Origin of the sequence: Umezawaea tangerina (genome assembly GCF_003002815.1) — a bacterium.
GTDB lineage: Bacteria > Actinomycetota > Actinomycetes > Mycobacteriales > Pseudonocardiaceae > Umezawaea > Umezawaea tangerina.
This window is the reverse complement of sequence record NZ_PVTF01000004.1, coordinates 699,741-713,922: the sequence shown is the minus strand read 5'-3', so window position 1 is coordinate 713,922 and position 14,182 is coordinate 699,741. Positions and strand designations below refer to the sequence as shown.

The 14,182-nt window shown below is 70.8% G+C and carries 15 protein-coding genes; 9 read left to right on the top strand and 6 right to left on the bottom strand.

Going from position 1 to position 14,182, the window contains the following annotated elements; translation table 11 throughout:
- Window positions 1-399 precede the first annotated feature (399 nt).
- Together CLV43_RS17365 and CLV43_RS17360 are read left to right on the top strand one after the other, a co-directional pair.
- The gene (locus CLV43_RS17365) at window positions 400-1,173 is read left to right on the top strand and encodes a GAF domain-containing protein (protein WP_146174787.1); all 774 of its coding nucleotides are present in this window, start codon (window positions 400-402) and stop codon (window positions 1,171-1,173) included.
- A gap of 40 nt (window positions 1,174-1,213) precedes the next feature.
- Window positions 1,214-1,549: a hypothetical protein gene (locus CLV43_RS17360; RefSeq protein WP_146174786.1), complete on the top strand. Its 336-nt coding sequence runs from the start codon at window positions 1,214-1,216 to the stop codon at window positions 1,547-1,549.
- Between the two features lie 6 nt (window positions 1,550-1,555).
- Here CLV43_RS17360 and CLV43_RS17355 read toward each other — a convergent pair whose 3' ends face one another.
- The 3 genes from CLV43_RS17355 to CLV43_RS17345 are packed head-to-tail and all read right to left on the bottom strand — an operon-like array spanning window position 1,556 to window position 5,034.
- A complete protein-coding gene (locus CLV43_RS17355) occupies window positions 1,556-2,806 on the bottom strand; it encodes a glycosyltransferase family 4 protein (RefSeq protein ID WP_106188184.1) in 1,251 nt (416 codons plus the stop codon).
- Window positions 2,807-2,830: 24 nt separating this feature from the next.
- Window positions 2,831-4,291 (bottom strand): 1,4-alpha-glucan branching protein domain-containing protein, encoded by a 1,461-nt coding sequence (locus CLV43_RS17350; RefSeq protein ID WP_106188183.1) that lies wholly within the window; start codon window positions 4,289-4,291, stop codon window positions 2,831-2,833.
- On the bottom strand, window positions 4,288-5,034 hold the full coding sequence (locus CLV43_RS17345) for a class I SAM-dependent methyltransferase (protein ID WP_245886559.1): 747 nt from the start codon (window positions 5,032-5,034) through the stop codon (window positions 4,288-4,290). The genes CLV43_RS17350 and CLV43_RS17345 overlap by 4 nt, the downstream gene beginning before the upstream one ends.
- Before the next feature lie 336 nt (window positions 5,035-5,370).
- Between CLV43_RS17345 and CLV43_RS17340 the strand changes: the two genes are divergently transcribed.
- From CLV43_RS17340 to CLV43_RS17330, 3 genes are read left to right on the top strand one after another with little or no spacing between them, the layout of a single operon-like run.
- Window positions 5,371-6,345 carry a hypothetical protein gene (locus CLV43_RS17340; protein ID WP_146174785.1) on the top strand — a complete coding sequence of 325 codons (975 nt, stop codon included), beginning with the start codon at window positions 5,371-5,373 and terminating at the stop codon, window positions 6,343-6,345.
- Between the two features lie 16 nt (window positions 6,346-6,361).
- Complete coding sequence (locus tag CLV43_RS17335) at window positions 6,362-6,946, top strand: OmpA family protein (RefSeq protein ID WP_106188180.1); 585 nt, start codon at window positions 6,362-6,364, stop codon at window positions 6,944-6,946.
- A gap of 8 nt (window positions 6,947-6,954) precedes the next feature.
- Entirely contained in the window at window positions 6,955-7,392 is a 438-nt protein-coding gene (locus tag CLV43_RS17330) for a hypothetical protein (RefSeq protein WP_106188179.1), read from the top strand.
- Window positions 7,393-7,829: 437 nt separating this feature from the next.
- Here the strand turns inward: CLV43_RS17330 and CLV43_RS47815 are convergent, their stop codons facing one another.
- Entirely contained in the window at window positions 7,830-7,973 is a 144-nt protein-coding gene (locus CLV43_RS47815; protein ID WP_170155870.1) for a hypothetical protein, read from the bottom strand.
- A gap of 59 nt (window positions 7,974-8,032) precedes the next feature.
- On the bottom strand, window positions 8,033-8,875 hold the full coding sequence (locus tag CLV43_RS17325; protein WP_106188178.1) for a DegV family protein: 843 nt from the start codon (window positions 8,873-8,875) through the stop codon (window positions 8,033-8,035).
- A 276-nt stretch (window positions 8,876-9,151) separates the two neighbouring features.
- Between CLV43_RS17325 and CLV43_RS17320 the strand changes: the two genes are divergently transcribed.
- Window positions 9,152-9,934, top strand: coding sequence for an electron transfer flavoprotein subunit beta/FixA family protein (locus CLV43_RS17320; protein WP_106188177.1), 783 nt, complete (start codon window positions 9,152-9,154; stop codon window positions 9,932-9,934).
- Window positions 9,935-9,948: 14 nt separating this feature from the next.
- Window positions 9,949-10,908 carry an electron transfer flavoprotein subunit alpha/FixB family protein gene (locus CLV43_RS17315; RefSeq protein ID WP_106188176.1) on the top strand — a complete coding sequence of 320 codons (960 nt, stop codon included), beginning with the start codon at window positions 9,949-9,951 and terminating at the stop codon, window positions 10,906-10,908.
- A gap of 56 nt (window positions 10,909-10,964) precedes the next feature.
- On the opposite strand, the gene CLV43_RS17310 is transcribed toward CLV43_RS17315, so the two are convergent.
- Complete coding sequence (locus CLV43_RS17310) at window positions 10,965-12,374, bottom strand: SNIPE associated domain-containing protein (RefSeq protein WP_146174784.1); 1,410 nt, start codon at window positions 12,372-12,374, stop codon at window positions 10,965-10,967.
- A gap of 176 nt (window positions 12,375-12,550) precedes the next feature.
- Here CLV43_RS17310 and CLV43_RS17305 point away from each other — a divergent pair, with 176 nt between their 5' ends.
- Window positions 12,551-13,315, top strand: a complete 765-nt coding sequence (locus CLV43_RS17305) for a GNAT family N-acetyltransferase (protein ID WP_106188174.1) — start codon at window positions 12,551-12,553, stop codon at window positions 13,313-13,315.
- Complete coding sequence (locus CLV43_RS17300; RefSeq protein WP_245886557.1) at window positions 13,312-14,178, top strand: lysophospholipid acyltransferase family protein; 867 nt, start codon at window positions 13,312-13,314, stop codon at window positions 14,176-14,178. The genes CLV43_RS17305 and CLV43_RS17300 overlap by 4 nt, the downstream gene beginning before the upstream one ends.
- Window positions 14,179-14,182: the final 4 nt, after the last annotated feature.

Below are 14,182 nucleotides of genomic sequence, written 5' to 3'. Positions count from 1 at the left end.
GCTCCGGGTCCCGCCAACACCGGCTGGGCACGGACCCGAGCTGACGGGCGCGCGTCCGAGGTCCTGGTCCTGGAGTCGAGGATGCTCCGGACGAGTGCGGATCGCGATTTCCCCAGGACGCCGTCGGAGCGTTGTCCGGTTCTTCGGAGTGACTACTTCACACTATCGGGTGATGGTTAAGTGCAATTCTCCGCACTAGTGCGGAGAATTATCGAATTCTTTCCGCAATTCTCGATGGGTGCGGCTTGTGTTGTGCATTTTCTTGACCCGTTCGGCGGTGTTTCGGCTTTCGGGTGTGTGGATAGCTTTTGTTCACCCTTCGGTCACCTGTGTGCGGTCATGCCCGCTGGTGCCCGAGGTCCCGTGTGTTGGGCAATCTGCAGAAGGTAATGCGAATTCGTGAAAGCCAAGATTGGTGCGGCGGTGCGGTTCGGCGTGCCGGTGGCGCTGCCGGTCGTGATCACCGTGAGTTCCGCCTTCGCGGGGTCGACGACGGCCCCGGTGAAGGTCTACTGGTGGCTGGGCGCGATCGCCTGCACCGCCTCGATGGCGCTGCTGAACACCCTCAAGGAAGTCCGGTCCCGCAAGGCGTCCCTGGCGGTCAAGGCCACGGAGGAGAAGTTGCGGATGTCGCTGGCGGAAGCCAGCCAGCCGCTGGTCAGCGCTCTCGGTCAAGTGTCCGTCGCGGTTGACGTCAAGAACAAGAAGAGTGCGCTGGACACGCTGGTCAACCGTGCTGTGGCCACCGCGCGCGCCCAGTGCGGCACCGGGCGGAAGGAGACCTACCGCAGCGTGTTCTACCGGCTGGACGGGGACCGGCTCGAACGTGCGGCGTACGAGGGCCGGGAAGACGCCCCGCCACCTCGCCAGGTCTTCCTGGCGGAGGACGGGGACTACGCCCGCTCGGTGATCAGGTTGGCCCGCGGCGAGGAGTCGCTGTGGATCGACGATCTGCACGAGGCCCCGGATTTCGTCGATGCGAAAAAGCGCAAGTTCCGCTCGTTGATCTCCGTACCGGTGAACGCGAACGGACGCCGGTTCGGTTTGCTCGGCATCGACTCGCCCGATCCCGGCACGCTGCGCAACGTTGACAGGCGTTTTATGATTCTCATAGCCGGAGTACTGGCCGCGGGGCTGGCTCAGCTCCCAACGGAAGGAGACCTCGGTGAATGATGAGGGAGTCGTGAAAACCGGGAGATCCGCGGTTCGGGGTGTGCACCTGGCACCATTGCGGTCCCGTGAGGAACAGGACCTCCACTCCGGCAACATCAACATCAAGCAGTACCTCGAGCGCGCTCAGGAAGTCGCCGACTCGGACGTCCACCGGAGCGTGCTGGACAAGAACGAGGACCAGCGGTTGGACCAGGCCGCGAAGGTCATCCGGGTCCTGTCGTTGTCGGGCGGGTTCCTCCTGGCGCTGGCCTACCTGGGCGCGGGTGTGTTCATCTCGAAGGCCTACTCGGACACGCCGCTCGCCTCGCTGAGCTGGGTGACGGGTGCCGCGGTCGGTGTCTTCTCCGTCGTGTCCGCGGTGAACCGGAAGCGCTGAACAGCTCTAGCCGAACATGTTCCCCGTGGCGATCTTCGGACGTCCGAGCACCACCGGCGCGCCGACCCGTGCCGCTCGGTACACCTCCACCGTCCCGGCCGCGATCTTCGTCCAGTCGAAGTCCGTCGCGAGGCGCGCCTTCGCCGCCTTGGCCCGCCGCAGCGCCGCGGGCCGGTCGGCCAGTACCGAGCGGACGGCTGTGCCGAGGCCGTCGACGTCGCCGGGGGTGAAGGAGAGGCCGGTGTCGTGGTTGCGGACGACCTCGCCGAGGCCGCCGGCGGTGGACGCGACGAGCGGGGTGCCGGCGGCGGCGGCTTCCAGGGCGACGATCCCGAAGGGTTCGTACTTGCTGGGCAGGACGACGGCGTCGGCGGCGGCCAGGACGGCGGTGAGCTCGCGGTCGGACAGGTGGCCGACGAAGTCGACGGCGCGGCGGACCTTGTGCTTGCGGGCCTGGTCGACGAGCCAGGTCGCGTGGCTGCCCTCGCCTGCGACGACGAGCCGGGTGCCGCGGTGGGCGCGGCGGATGCGGGGGAGCGCGGCGAGGAGGTCCTGCACGCCCTTCTCCCACTCCAACCGCCCGAAGAACAGCAGCAGCGGGTGGCCGTCCGGGCTGTACCGGTCGCGCGCGGTCGCCACGTCGGCGGCCTTGACCTTCCAGCGGCGGGGCTCGATGCCGTTGTGCAGCACGGTGACGCCGGTCGGGTCGACGTCGAACAGGTGCGCCACCTCGGCGCGCATCGCGGCCGAGCAGGTGATCAGCGAGTCGGCCCGGTTGGCCAGCCACCACTCCACGGAGTGCACCTGCTGGTTCAGCGTCTGCGACAGCCAGCCGCTGTGCCGCCCGGCCTCCGTGGCGTGCACGGTCGCGACCAGCGGCACCCCGGCGGCCTCGGCGAGCGCGATGGCGGGGTGCGAGACGAGCCAGTCGTGCGCGTGCACGACGTCGGGCTTCCAGTCGCGCAGCAGCGCCAGGCCCGCACGGGTCATCGCGTGACCCATGGCCAACGTCCACGCGACCAGGTCGCGTTCGAACACCAGGTGCGCGGGGTCCTCGGCGACCCGGATCAGCCGCACGCCCTCGGACACGTGGTCACTGGTCGGGTGGGTGACGGCGTCGCTGCCGGACGGCTGGCGGCACAGCACCACGACCTCGTGGCCCAACGCGGCGAGCTGGGTGGCGACGGCGTGCACGTGTCTGCCGAGCCCGCCCACGACGACCGGCGGGTACTCCCAGGACAACATCAGCACGCGCATGGCTGATCCTCGCATTCCGCCCACCTAGGCCAACCCCCTGGAGTCGAGGTGCCCGAACGGGCCGTCGACCAGCCGCAACTCCGCCGCCCGAGCCCCGTTCCCGCGCCGGGACACCAGTTCGCGAAACCGCTCCGCGTGCACCTTCGCCCGGTAGCGGGCGTAGTCGGCGGCCGAGTCCTTCGTGACCATGAACGCCCAGTCGCTCGACAGCGACAGCAGCGCCTCGCGGACGGCCTGGTCGAGCACGGGGTCGCGGGTGGGCCCGGTGAAGTCCAGCGCCAGCAGCTCGCGCTGCACCTCGGCGTTGCCGTGCACGACGTCCGCGACCTGCGGCCCGGCCCAGGTGCCCCAGTCCTTGCCCGCGCCCCACGACGACGCGGGCAGCTCCACCGGCCCGCCGAGGTGCCCGGCCTCCAGCGCGCCGCGCAGCGTCGTCACGTGCACGCCCGCCTCCGGCAGCGCGCGCAGCACGGCCTCCAGCCACGCCGGTCCCTCGTGCCACCAGTGCCCGTACAGCTCGGTGTCGTAGGCGGCCACCACGAGACCGGGCCGCCCCTTCTGCTCGCGCAGGTCCCGCAGCCGGCGCACGACCGCGTCGACGAAGTCCACCGCGTGCCGCGCCACGGCCTCCGCGGCGAGCGCGGGCTCGTAGGGCGCCTTGTCCTGCGGGGCGACGTCCATGCCGGTCACCCGCGACGGCTTGAGGCCGGTGGGGTGGTCGTAGGTGTGGAAGTCGCGGTACGCCGGGTCGCCGGGGTAGCCGACGCTGGGCGACCACACCCGGTAGGACACCTCCAGGTCGCGCCCGAAGCACACGACGTCCGAGTCGCCGACGGTCCGCGCGGCCGAGGTGTCGCCGCCCAGCGCGGGCCCGTCGACCATGAACCGCCGCACGCCCGCGGCCGCGTAGCCGTGCTCCATGCCGGGCTCGTAACCGCACTCCGGCGCCCAGATGCCCTCCGGCGCGGACCCGAGCCGCAGCGCCGTGTCCGCCAGCCCGGTGCGCAGCGCGAACGCGCGCAGCCGCGGGTCGAGCAGCGGCTGGAACGGGTGCGTGGCCGGGCCGCCGAGCAGCTCGACGGTGCCCGAGTCGACCAGCGGCCGCAGCAGCGGGGAGAACCCGTGCCGCCACTTGGTCTCGAACGCCGAGAGCGCGCGCTCGGACTGCCGGTGCTCGTAGGTGCTCAGGTCGGCCAGCCGCCGCCCGGCGTACTGGGCGCGCAGCTGCCAGTTGCCCAGCCAGTCGTGCACGCCCCGCAGGCTGTACGGGTCGTCGAGCTGCGCGGCCAGCACCGGCGTCACGCCGAGCGTCAGCACGTCGCGGCGGCCCTCGGCGGCGAACCGCTCCAGCAGGTCCACCACCGGCAGGTAGGAGTGCGCCCACGCCTGGTAGAGCCACTCCTCGCCGACCGGCCACCCGCCCTGGTGCGCGAGCCACGGCAGGTGGCTGTGCAGGACCAGGCAGAACGTGCCCTCCGACGTCATGTCCGGACCGCCACCGCGACGAGGTCGAGGCTGGTGTCCAGGTCGTCGGTGGTGAGGTCGAAGTCGTCGCTGCGCACGGACGTGACGGCGGCCAGCAGCTCCGGCGACCACTGCCCGCCGGACAGCACGACGTCCACCTGCGCGTCGATGATCGACCCGCCGAGCGCGGCGTCGAGCTCCCGCAGCCGAGCCCCGTGCCGCAGCCCCGCCAGCACCTCCACGCGCAGCCCGTCGACGGTGAGCAGCTCACGCAGCTCGTCGGGCGCCAGCTCCCTGGTGTGGAACGGGTTGTGCGGCTTGTCCAGCCCCGGCGAGAACGTCAGCCGGTTCGGCGTGGTCATCAGCAGCCTGCCGCCGGGCCGCAGCACCCGCACGCACTCCGCCACGAACTGCTCCTGGTCCCACAGGTGCTCGACGACCTGGAGGTTCGCCACCACGTCCACGCTCGCGGTGCGCAGCGGCAGCGACGCGAGGTTGCCGCGCACCACGTCCAGCTCCGGGTAGGCGGCGCCGACGTGCGCGGCGGTGAACGCGTCGTAGTCCAGCGCGACCACCCGCGCGGCCCGCCGCGCGATCAGCCGGGCGCCGTAGCCCTCGCCGCAGCCCGCCTCCAGCACCACGGCGTCCGCGCAGTACCGGAGCAGGTCGAGGTAGGCCGCCTCGTGCCTGCGGAACCAGTAGTTCTCGACGTCGATTCCCGGCACGGTCCGCTCGCCGGTGAGGGGCAGGGGGGCTGGCGTCACCCGGTCAGGGTAGTGGCTCGTTACTGGCTGGTAGCGAGGCGGGCTCTCGTGACCGGGCGTATTCGGGATTAACTCGAATGTGTTCCACATTTCGTGCGATAGCCGAGTTGTTTGTTGCCCCCTGATGGCGGGGTGGTCCAGTGACCGTTCGTGAAATAGACACAATCGGGTGACTCACGAAAACCGAGTTTTGATCTTACAAACCGGTGTTTCCGCTGCTGGTCGGGTATGTGAGATCGGTTCGGCACTTTTTGACGAGAACCGAACAGGCTGGTTGGTGTCGGACCCCGTCGGTACTCTCTGCCAATCTTCAACAAGGCGGGGTGGGTGGCAGCCATGGGTGCAAAAGAGCAGGAAGTTGTTCCGCTGCACGCGGGTTTCGACGTTGTGTACCGGGGGTTCCACCGGCGCCAGGTGATCGACCACATCGACAACCTGGAAGACCAGCTGCGCTACACGAGCCTCGACCGCGCCGAGGCGATGGCCCAGGCGGCCGACCTGCGCAAGCTGCTGGAGATGACCCGGCAGGACCTGGAGGACGCGCGGTCGCGGGTGGAGCGGCTGGAGATGTCGCCGTCCACCACCGCGGGCGCGACCGAGCGCCTGCACCGGATGCTGCTGCTGGCCGAGGACGAGTCGGCCGAGCTGCGGATCAGGGCCGACCGCGAGGTCTCGTCGCTGCGGCAGCGCACCGAGGTGGAGCTGGCCGAGCACCGCGAGCAGGCCGAACGCGAGATCGCGGAGCTGCGCGCGGAGGCCGAGGAGCAGGGCAGGCTGGCCCGCGAGGCGGCCGCGAACCGGGCCGCGGAGCTCGACCAGCGCGAGGTCGAGCTGGAGCGCCGCGCCGCCGAGATCGAGGCGGAGTACGCGCGCAGGCTGGCCGAGGTCGACGCCGAGTGCGCGGCCGCGATGGAGCAGGCCCAGCTCGACGCCGACATCCTGCTGGAGGAGACGGCCGGGCAGTGCAACCGGCTGGAGACCGAGTCCGAGGAGCGCCGGGTGATGGCGCAGCTGGTCTTCGACGAGGAGCTGGCCAAGCGCAGCGCCGAAGCCGACCGGCACATCGCGGAGCAGGAGGCCCTGGTCAAGTCCAGGGGCGAGTTCGTCGTCAAGGTCGCCAGCCGCGAGGCGCAGCGGCGCATCGCCGAGATCCAGCAGCACTCAGCCGAGCTCGTCGAGCTGCGCCGCACGGTGTCCTCGCAGCTCATCGCCGCCCGCTCCGCCCTCGAAGCGGCGGCCGAGCGGGTACCGGGGCTCGTCCCGGAACAGGTGTCCAGCACGGAGAACGGCGCGATCGCCCTGCGCGCCTAGGTCGGGGAGTGGGTTCATGATCGGCAAACGACGCTGGCTCGGGCTGGCGCTGGCCGGGGTCCTCGTGCCCGGCTCCATCACGGCGTTCGCGTTCACCGTGTACGGCGACGAGCTGACCGGCGCGCTGCCGTTCTCGTCGGCGCCCGCGACACCGCGCACCACCTTCGTCGCGCAGCCGCAAGCGGTACCGGTGGTGATCGACGTGCCGCTGCCCCCGCTGCTGCTCCCCCCACCGCCGCCGACGCCGGACGTGGTGCAGCGCAACGTGAGCACGCTGTTCCTGAGCAACGGCGTCAAGGGCATCACGTTCGCACCCGGCAGCTCGGACTTCGTCGGCCCCGGCTACCAGGTGCAGAGCGGCGTGGGCGAACTGCTGCACCGCACCGGCGGCGCGGCGATCACCCTGGTGTCACACGCGTGGAACGGCGAGACGGCGTCGCACCGCTGCGACGTCCTGGCGATGGAACGGGCGGCACTGGTCCGGGAGTTCCTGGTCAGCCGCGGCGTACCGGTGGAGTCCATCAGGACCAAGGTCATCGTCGATCCGGTGTGGGGACCGCCCTCCGACGGCGGCCCGGCCGTCGACGTCCAGGTGAGTTGAGGACGGTCATGGCAGGTGCTGTCGCGTTCGTGTTCGGGCTGTGCGCGTTGTCGTTCGCCGTGGGGTGCGTGGTGACGGCGGTGATGTTGAGGGGGGAGGAGGCGGTTCCTGAGGTGGTGCCAGCTCCGGTGGTGGTGTGGCCGCCGGAGGGGGGTGGGGAGAGGCCGGTTCATCGGAATCCGGTGGTGGGGGTGGAGTTCGAGGGGCCGTTGGCGTCGGTGATCGAGTTGGTGCCGGTACCGGAGGTGGTGGGGGTTGTGGGGCCGGAGTTCGAGTTCGAGCCGGTGGAGTTGCCGGATTTTGAGGAACCGGGTTTTGAGGAGGCTGAGGTTCGGGTGGTGGTGAGTTTGCCGGAGCAGCCTGTGCGGATGCTTGCGCACAACGAGGAGTTTCGGCAGAGGTATTTGAGGACTTTTGAGGCTGCTCGGAGGAGGGCTAGTCGCTGAGGGGTGGTGGTGCTGCCCTGCGGTTTGGTTCTTCTGCGACGCAAAGCCTGGCTTTCGGCCCTCTCACTCGTGGGGAAGCCCGGCCCCCGGCGCGCGATTGTCTCAATGCCCGATCTTCGTTGTCAAGACGATAAAGCCATCTTGACAACGAAGATCGGGCAGGAGGGCGCTGTGGATCGGGGGCAGAGGGGAAGTCTGGCTTCGCCAGCATCAGGCTCCGCCTGACTCAAGCATCCTCGCTTCGCGTCGGACACTGCATCCTCGGCTTCGCCGTTGGACGGGGCATCCGCGCTGCGCGGCGGACAGGGCATCCTTGCTGCGCGGCGGACAAGGCCCCAGGCGCTCCGCGCCGGATGCGCGCTGGCGGGCTGCGCCCAGCGGGGGGTGTGGTTGCGGTGTGGTTGCGGTGTGTTGCGGTGTTGCTTGTCTTGTCTGGGTTAGCGCTTGCGGAACTTGCGGAGCATTTGCTGGGCTTGGGCGCGTTTTTGGGGGTCTTTGGCCATTTGCTTGGCGCGCTCGGTCATCTGGCGGCCCTGGGGGCTGCGGACGTAGGCGGCGATCTTGCTGAACAGCGAGGCCATGAGCGCTCCAAGTGGATCGGCTTTGTCCTGTTTGTTCCCGTATTTCCTGGTGGGCAAACCTAGACGGGGGAGATGCTGACGCCGATGGCGCCGGGGCCGACGTGGGCGCCGATGGCGGAGCTGACCTGGGTGAGCATGTACTTGCGGGCGCCGGGGACCTTCTTCCTTAGGCGGCGCATGACGTCGTGGGCGCGGTCTTCGGCGGCGAAGTGCTCGACGGCGATGTCGACGCGGTCCTCGCCCGCCTTCTTCGCGGCGATGTCGACCATGCGGCGCAGGGCGCGGTCGGTGCCGATGACCTTCTCGAGCGGTTTGATCTGGCCGTCGGACATGGTGAGCAGGGGTTTCATGGAGACGGCTGTGCCGAGCATGGCGACGGCGGGGCTGATGCGGCCGCCGCGTTTGAGGTGTTCGAGGGTGTCGACGTAGATGAGCTCGGTGCCCCTGCGGAAGCTGTGCATGGCGGCGCCGATGACCTTGCGGGCGTCGGCACCGCGGGCGGCGGCGTCGGCGGCGGCGAGCACCGCGTAGCCGAGGCTCATGCCGCAGGTGCCGGTGTCGACGACGTGGACCGGGACCCGGACCTGCTTGGCGGCGTTGCAGGCGGTGTCGACGGTGCCGGAAAGCCGTGAGGAGACGTGGATGGAGACGACGGCCTCGGCGCCGGCGGCACCCGCGTCGGCGTAGGCCCAGTAGAAGGCGCCGGGATCGGGGGGCACGGTGGTGACCGAGAGGCTGCCTCTCATGGCGTTGACCAGCGCGGGGACCGGGATGCGGGACTCGTCGTCGAGCTGGTCGCCGATGCGGACCTGGATCTGCGCCACGGTGATGCCCAGCTCGTCGGTCAACGCGGGAGGCAGGCACGCGGTGGAGTCGGTCACTATCGCGACGCGCCGGTACATGTAATCGGACCCTAGCCGTACCGGTGCAGAGGAGTGCGGCGTCTGGGTCTTAACCGATCCAGTCACCTGGTGCGACGAGGGTGAGTACCGTCACGCTTGCCTGCTGCTTGCAGGCGTTTGCACCGCGGCTACTCGTGGGTAACATGAGGGTGGTCGACACCACCATGCCAACGCGGCGAGGACATGGCAGGGTCGCGCACACACCGGCGGCCAGCGCGTCTCCCAGCAGTCGCCTAGTCACGTCGCCGCCCGTCCGCAGGAGGTCGAAGAGGACCTATGAACATTGTCGTCCTGGTCAAGCAGGTGCCTGACACCTGGTCCGAGCGCAAGCTCACCGATGCCGACCACACCCTTGACCGCGAGTCCGCGGACGCCGTGCTCGACGAGATCAACGAGCGTGCCGTCGAAGAGGCGTTGCTGCTGAAGGAAGCCCACGGCGGCGAGGTGACGGTCATCGCCATGGGCCCCGGCCGCGCCACCGACGCGATCCGCAAGGCGCTGTCCATGGGCGCCGACAAGGCGGTCCACGTCTCGGACGACGCGCTGCACGGCTCCGACGTCATCGCCACCGCCAAGGTGCTCGCGAAGGCGATCGGCACCGTCGAGGGCTTCGACCTGGTCATCGCGGGCAACGAGGCGACCGACGGCCGCGCGGGCGCGATCCCGGCGATCCTGGCCGAGATCCTCGGCCTGCCGCAGGTCACGCAGCTGCGCAAGGTCACCGTCGAGGGCACCACCGTCAAGGGCGAGCGCGAGACCGAGGAGGGCGTCGCCCACCTCGAGGCGTCGCTGCCCGCGATCGTGAGCGTCACCGAGAAGATCAACGAGCCGCGGTACCCGTCCTTCAAGGGCATCATGGCCGCGAAGAAGAAGCCCGTGACCACGCTGACCGTCGCCGACCTCGGGGTCGACGCTGGCGAGGTCGGTCTCGGGGGTGCCTGGTCCGGTGTGATCGAGGCGTCCCCCAAGCCCCCGCGCAGCGCGGGCCAGCGCATCGACGACGAGGGAGTCGGCGGATCCAAGATCGCCGAGTACCTGGTCGGCCAGAAGCTCATCTGAAGGCGAGGGATCACATGTCTGAGGTACTTGTCCTCGTCGACCACGTCGACGGCGACGTCAAGAAGGTCACCTATGAGCTCCTTTCCGCCGCGCGCCGTCTCGGCGAGCCGTCCGCGGTGGTGGTCGCCGCGCCCGGCACCGCGGCGAAGGTGAGGGAGTCGCTGGGCCGCTACGGCGCGGCGAAGGTCTACGCGGTCGAGTCGGACGACGCGGTGAACTACCTCGTCACGCCGAAGGTCGACGCGCTGGCCACCATCGCGGGCACGGCGTCGCCCGCCGCGATCCTGGTGTCCGCCACGGTCGAGGGCAAGGAGGTGGCCGGTCGGCTCGCCATCCGCCTCGGCTCCGGCCTGCTCGTCGACGTCGTGGACGTCGACGAGGACGGCACCGGCACGCAGTCGATCTTCGGTGGCGCGTTCGTCGTCAAGTCGAAGGTCTCCACCGGCGTCCCGGTCATCACCGTGCGCCCCGGTGGCGTCGAGGCGTCCGAGTCGGAGGGCGCGGCGGTCGAGGAGACCGTCGAGCTGCCCTCGACGGACACCGCGAAGGCCACCAAGGTCACCGGTCGCGAGCAGGTCGTGGGCGGCGACCGCCCCGAGCTGACCGAGGCCTCGGTCGTCGTCTCCGGCGGTCGCGGTGTCGGCAGCGCGGAGAGCTTCGAGGTCGTCGAGAAGCTCGCCGACAGCCTGGGCGCCGCGGTCGGCGCCTCGCGCGCCGCCGTCGACTCCGGCTACTACCCGCACCAGTTCCAGGTCGGGCAGACCGGCAAGACGGTGTCCCCGCAGCTGTACATCGCGCTCGGCATCTCCGGCGCGATCCAGCACCGCGCGGGCATGCAGACCTCGAAGACGATCATCGCGGTGAACAAGGACAACGAGGCGCCGATCTTCGAGATCGCCGACTTCGGCGTCGTGGGCGACCTCTTCGCCGTCGCCCCGCAGCTCACCGAGGAAGTCTCCAAGCGCAAGGGCTAGCCCCGCGCCGAACGGCCACTGCCCGGCTCACGTCCCCCGTGGGCCGGGCAGTTCCGTCACATCGTGCTGGAGCGCCACTCCGCGGCGTCGGGGCGTTCGGTGAACTCGACGAGGCCCGCGTCCGGGATGTCGCGGAACGCGGCCAGCACCTCGGCCGGGGTGGCGCGGAAGAACTCGCGGCGCTGGTCCACCTGGTTGACCCGCCGGTCGGCGAACCGGGCGTGCAGCTCGCGCACCAGGCCCACGGCGTCCCGGTTCTGCACGACCGCGTGCACGTCGAACCGGAACGGCACGGACGCGTCGCCCAGCTCGCGGATCCGGTCGTGCGGGTCGAGCCGCCGGGTCATCCCGATCTTCACCACGCCCTCGCCGAACGCGCCGACGTTGCTGATCACGTACACGTGCCCGGCACGGGCGTCGCCCGCCAGCTCGTCGACCTCGGCCCGCCCGGCCTCGATCTCCTCCAGGCGGCTGCGCAGCGCCAACGCGGCGACGCCCTCGCCGTCACCGCGCCGGATGAGCGCGCCCAGCGAGCTCTCCACGTGCGCCCGCTCCTTGTCCCACTTGGCCCGCGCGCGCTCGTAGTCCCGCGCCGCCGCGGCCTGCTCGCGCATCTCCTCGCGCAGCAGGCGGGCCTCCTCCTTCTCGGCCTCGACCTTCGCGCGGTGGTCGGCGGTCAGCACGATCTCCGCGCAGCGCAGCCGGTGGTAGCGCTCGTCGACGCGGATCTCCATCGACTGGCCGAGCCGGGCGATCGTCTCGGAGATCTTGGTCAGCCGCTCCACGGAGTTCTGCCGCGACTGCGGCCGGACCGTGCGCACGCAGTTGTCCGCCTCGGTGTTGTAGGCCCGCAGCAGCAGCTTCGAGAAGTCGTCGACCATCTTCTTGCCCTCGCTCGACGACCCGTTGACCTGCCAGTTCGTCGTGGCGGTCACCGCGTTGCCGGTGCGCACGAACGCCTTGGTGTCCTCCTTGACCTTCGCGATCCGGTCCTTGTACCCGACCGCGTCGTCCAACGGGTGCGCGTAGGCGTACACCCCGGCGGACTGGAGCACCGCGACGTCCTTGGCGTTGATCAGCTCGTCCCGCACGGCCGCCAGCTCCGCGCGCGCCTGCGACACCTGCGCCAGCACGTTCTGCAGCTGGGCCTCCATCATCCGGATGCCCTCGGCGCGCACCGAGTCCTCCAGCGCGCCCGCGTTGGCGAGCGCCTGCCGCAGCCGCGCGTTCTCGGCCTCCAGGGCCTTGCGGCGGCTGCCGAAGCCGTTCGTCGCCGGCGGTGGGACCACGGGCACCTGTATCCGCGGCACGGGTGCGGTCATGTGCGCCTGCGCGACGGGGCCCCAGAACTGCCAGCCCGCGGGCGCGGGAGGCCAGGAGGGGTCCGGCGCCCAGCCAGGGGGAGGCACCCAGCCCTGGGGCGGCCTCGGCCATCCCGGTGGTGGGCGGAACCGCCTGACCTCCACGTGGTCTCCTCAGGTGAGCTGCTGGTGGACACATCGGGCCGTCCGGCGCGGGTGCCACTCCGCCCCGGCAGGCCCTTCCGGGCTGGACCGGGGAACCGGCCATTCATCGAGTTGGCACGCACGCGTCATCGCTTCGACCTGCCGCCGGTACCCGTCAGGTCGGTAGACCTTGAGCCATGACGCAGCCGCAACTGCTTGTCAGCACCGCACGGCCCGCGACCGGCACGCCAGGGTACTCCCTCCTGGTCGCCCGTGACAGCGCCGAAGTCGTTGCCGCACAACGGCTCCGGTACAAGGTGTTCGCCGACGAGGTGGGCGCCTCCTTGCACACCCCTGTAGAAGGCCACGACGTCGACCGGTTCGACGAGTTCTGCGACCACCTCGTGGTGCGCGACGACGCCTCCGGCGAGATCGTGGGCACCTACCGGATGCTCCCGCCGGACCGGGCCCGCGAGGCGGGCGGCCTGTACTCGGAGACGGAGTTCGACCTGGCGAACCTGGCCGGCCTGCGCCACACCCTGGTGGAGACCGGCCGGTCCTGCGTGCACCCCGACCACCGCAGCGGCGCCGTCGTCGGACTGGTGTGGGCCGGCATCGCGCGGTACATGCTGCTGTCGGGCCACACCTGGCTCGCCGGGTGCGCGTCGGTGTCCCTGGCGGACGGTGGCGAGCACGCCTCCGGTGTGTGGGACGCGGTGCGCGCCAAGCACTACGCCCCCGACGAGTTCCGGGTGCGCCCGCACCACCCGTGGACGCCTGGCCCGGCTCCCGCCAGGACGGTGCTGCCACCGCTGCTCAAGGGCTACCTGCGGATGGGCGCGCAGGTGTGCGGCCCGCCCGCGCTGGACGAGGACTTCGGCGTCGCGGACCTGTTCGTCCTGATGAACCCGTCCCGGATGGACAAGCGGTACCTGAAGTACTTCCTGGGGGAGGCGCCGTGACGCACGCGTGGATGCCGCACTCGCCGTGCGGCGCGGGGTGCCTCGACCACTCGGCGCCCGGCGTCGGCGCCGCCAGGGCCGCGTTCCGGCTGGCGGCAGCCGCCACCGTGATGATGGCGGGCCTGCTCGTCGTGCTGTGCCTGCTGGTGCTGCGCGGCCACGCCCGCGAAAGCCTGCTGCGCCAGTGGTTCCGCACGCTGCTGCGCGCGTTCGGCGCCCGGCTGCGGGTGCACGGCGCCACCCGGTTCCAGGAGACCGAGGGCCGGGGCGTGCTGGTGGTCAGCAACCACGTGTCCTGGCTGGACGAGCTGGCGATCGACGGCGTGCAGCCGATCCGGCTGGTGGCCAAGAAGGACATCCGCGACTGGCCGGTCCTCGGCAGGCTGGTCACCGCCGCGCGCACCGTGTACCTGGACCGCGAGCGGCTGTCGCTGCTGCCCGGCACGGTCGCCGAGCTGGCCGGTGCCCTGCGCGACGGCGCCGCCGTCGGCATCCACGCCGAGGGCACGACGTGGTGCGGGCTCGCCGCGGGCCGGTACCGGCCCGCGCTGTTCCAGGCCGCCCTGGACGCGGGTGTCCCGGTGCGCCCGGTCGTGCTGCGCTACCGGCTGGGCGACGGCTCCCCGACGACCACCCCGGCGTTCGTCGGCACGGACACGCTGGCCGACTCGATCCGCCGCGTGGTCCGGCTGCGCGGCCTCGTGGTCGACGTGCACGTGCTCGACGAGATCGCCCCCGGCCGGGCCGCCACCCGCCGCGAGCTGGCCGGACTCGCCCAGCGGGAGGCCGAGCGGGTGCTGGACGGAGCGCTCACCAGGCCGCATATCCGCTTGACCTCCACCCAGGTCGAGGTTGAACGATAGGCTG

Bases quoted from the DNA above. Each gene is read 5' to 3' on its own strand.
- CLV43_RS17355 (WP_106188184.1), bottom strand. From the start codon at position 2,806: ATGCGCGTGCTGATGTTGTCCTGGGAGTACCCGCCGGTCGTCGTGGGC.
- CLV43_RS17350 (WP_106188183.1), bottom strand. From the start codon at position 4,291: ATGACGTCGGAGGGCACGTTCTGCCTGGTCCTGCACAGCCACCTGCCG.
- CLV43_RS17340 (WP_146174785.1), top strand. From the start codon at position 5,371: ATGGGTGCAAAAGAGCAGGAAGTTGTTCCGCTGCACGCGGGTTTCGAC.
- CLV43_RS17335 (WP_106188180.1), top strand. From the start codon at position 6,362: ATGATCGGCAAACGACGCTGGCTCGGGCTGGCGCTGGCCGGGGTCCTC.
- CLV43_RS17330 (WP_106188179.1), top strand. From the start codon at position 6,955: ATGGCAGGTGCTGTCGCGTTCGTGTTCGGGCTGTGCGCGTTGTCGTTC.
- CLV43_RS47815 (WP_170155870.1), bottom strand. From the start codon at position 7,973: ATGGCCTCGCTGTTCAGCAAGATCGCCGCCTACGTCCGCAGCCCCCAG.
- CLV43_RS17325 (WP_106188178.1), bottom strand. From the start codon at position 8,875: ATGTACCGGCGCGTCGCGATAGTGACCGACTCCACCGCGTGCCTGCCT.
- CLV43_RS17320 (WP_106188177.1), top strand. From the start codon at position 9,152: ATGAACATTGTCGTCCTGGTCAAGCAGGTGCCTGACACCTGGTCCGAG.
- CLV43_RS17315 (WP_106188176.1), top strand. From the start codon at position 9,949: ATGTCTGAGGTACTTGTCCTCGTCGACCACGTCGACGGCGACGTCAAG.
- CLV43_RS17305 (WP_106188174.1), top strand. From the start codon at position 12,551: ATGACGCAGCCGCAACTGCTTGTCAGCACCGCACGGCCCGCGACCGGC.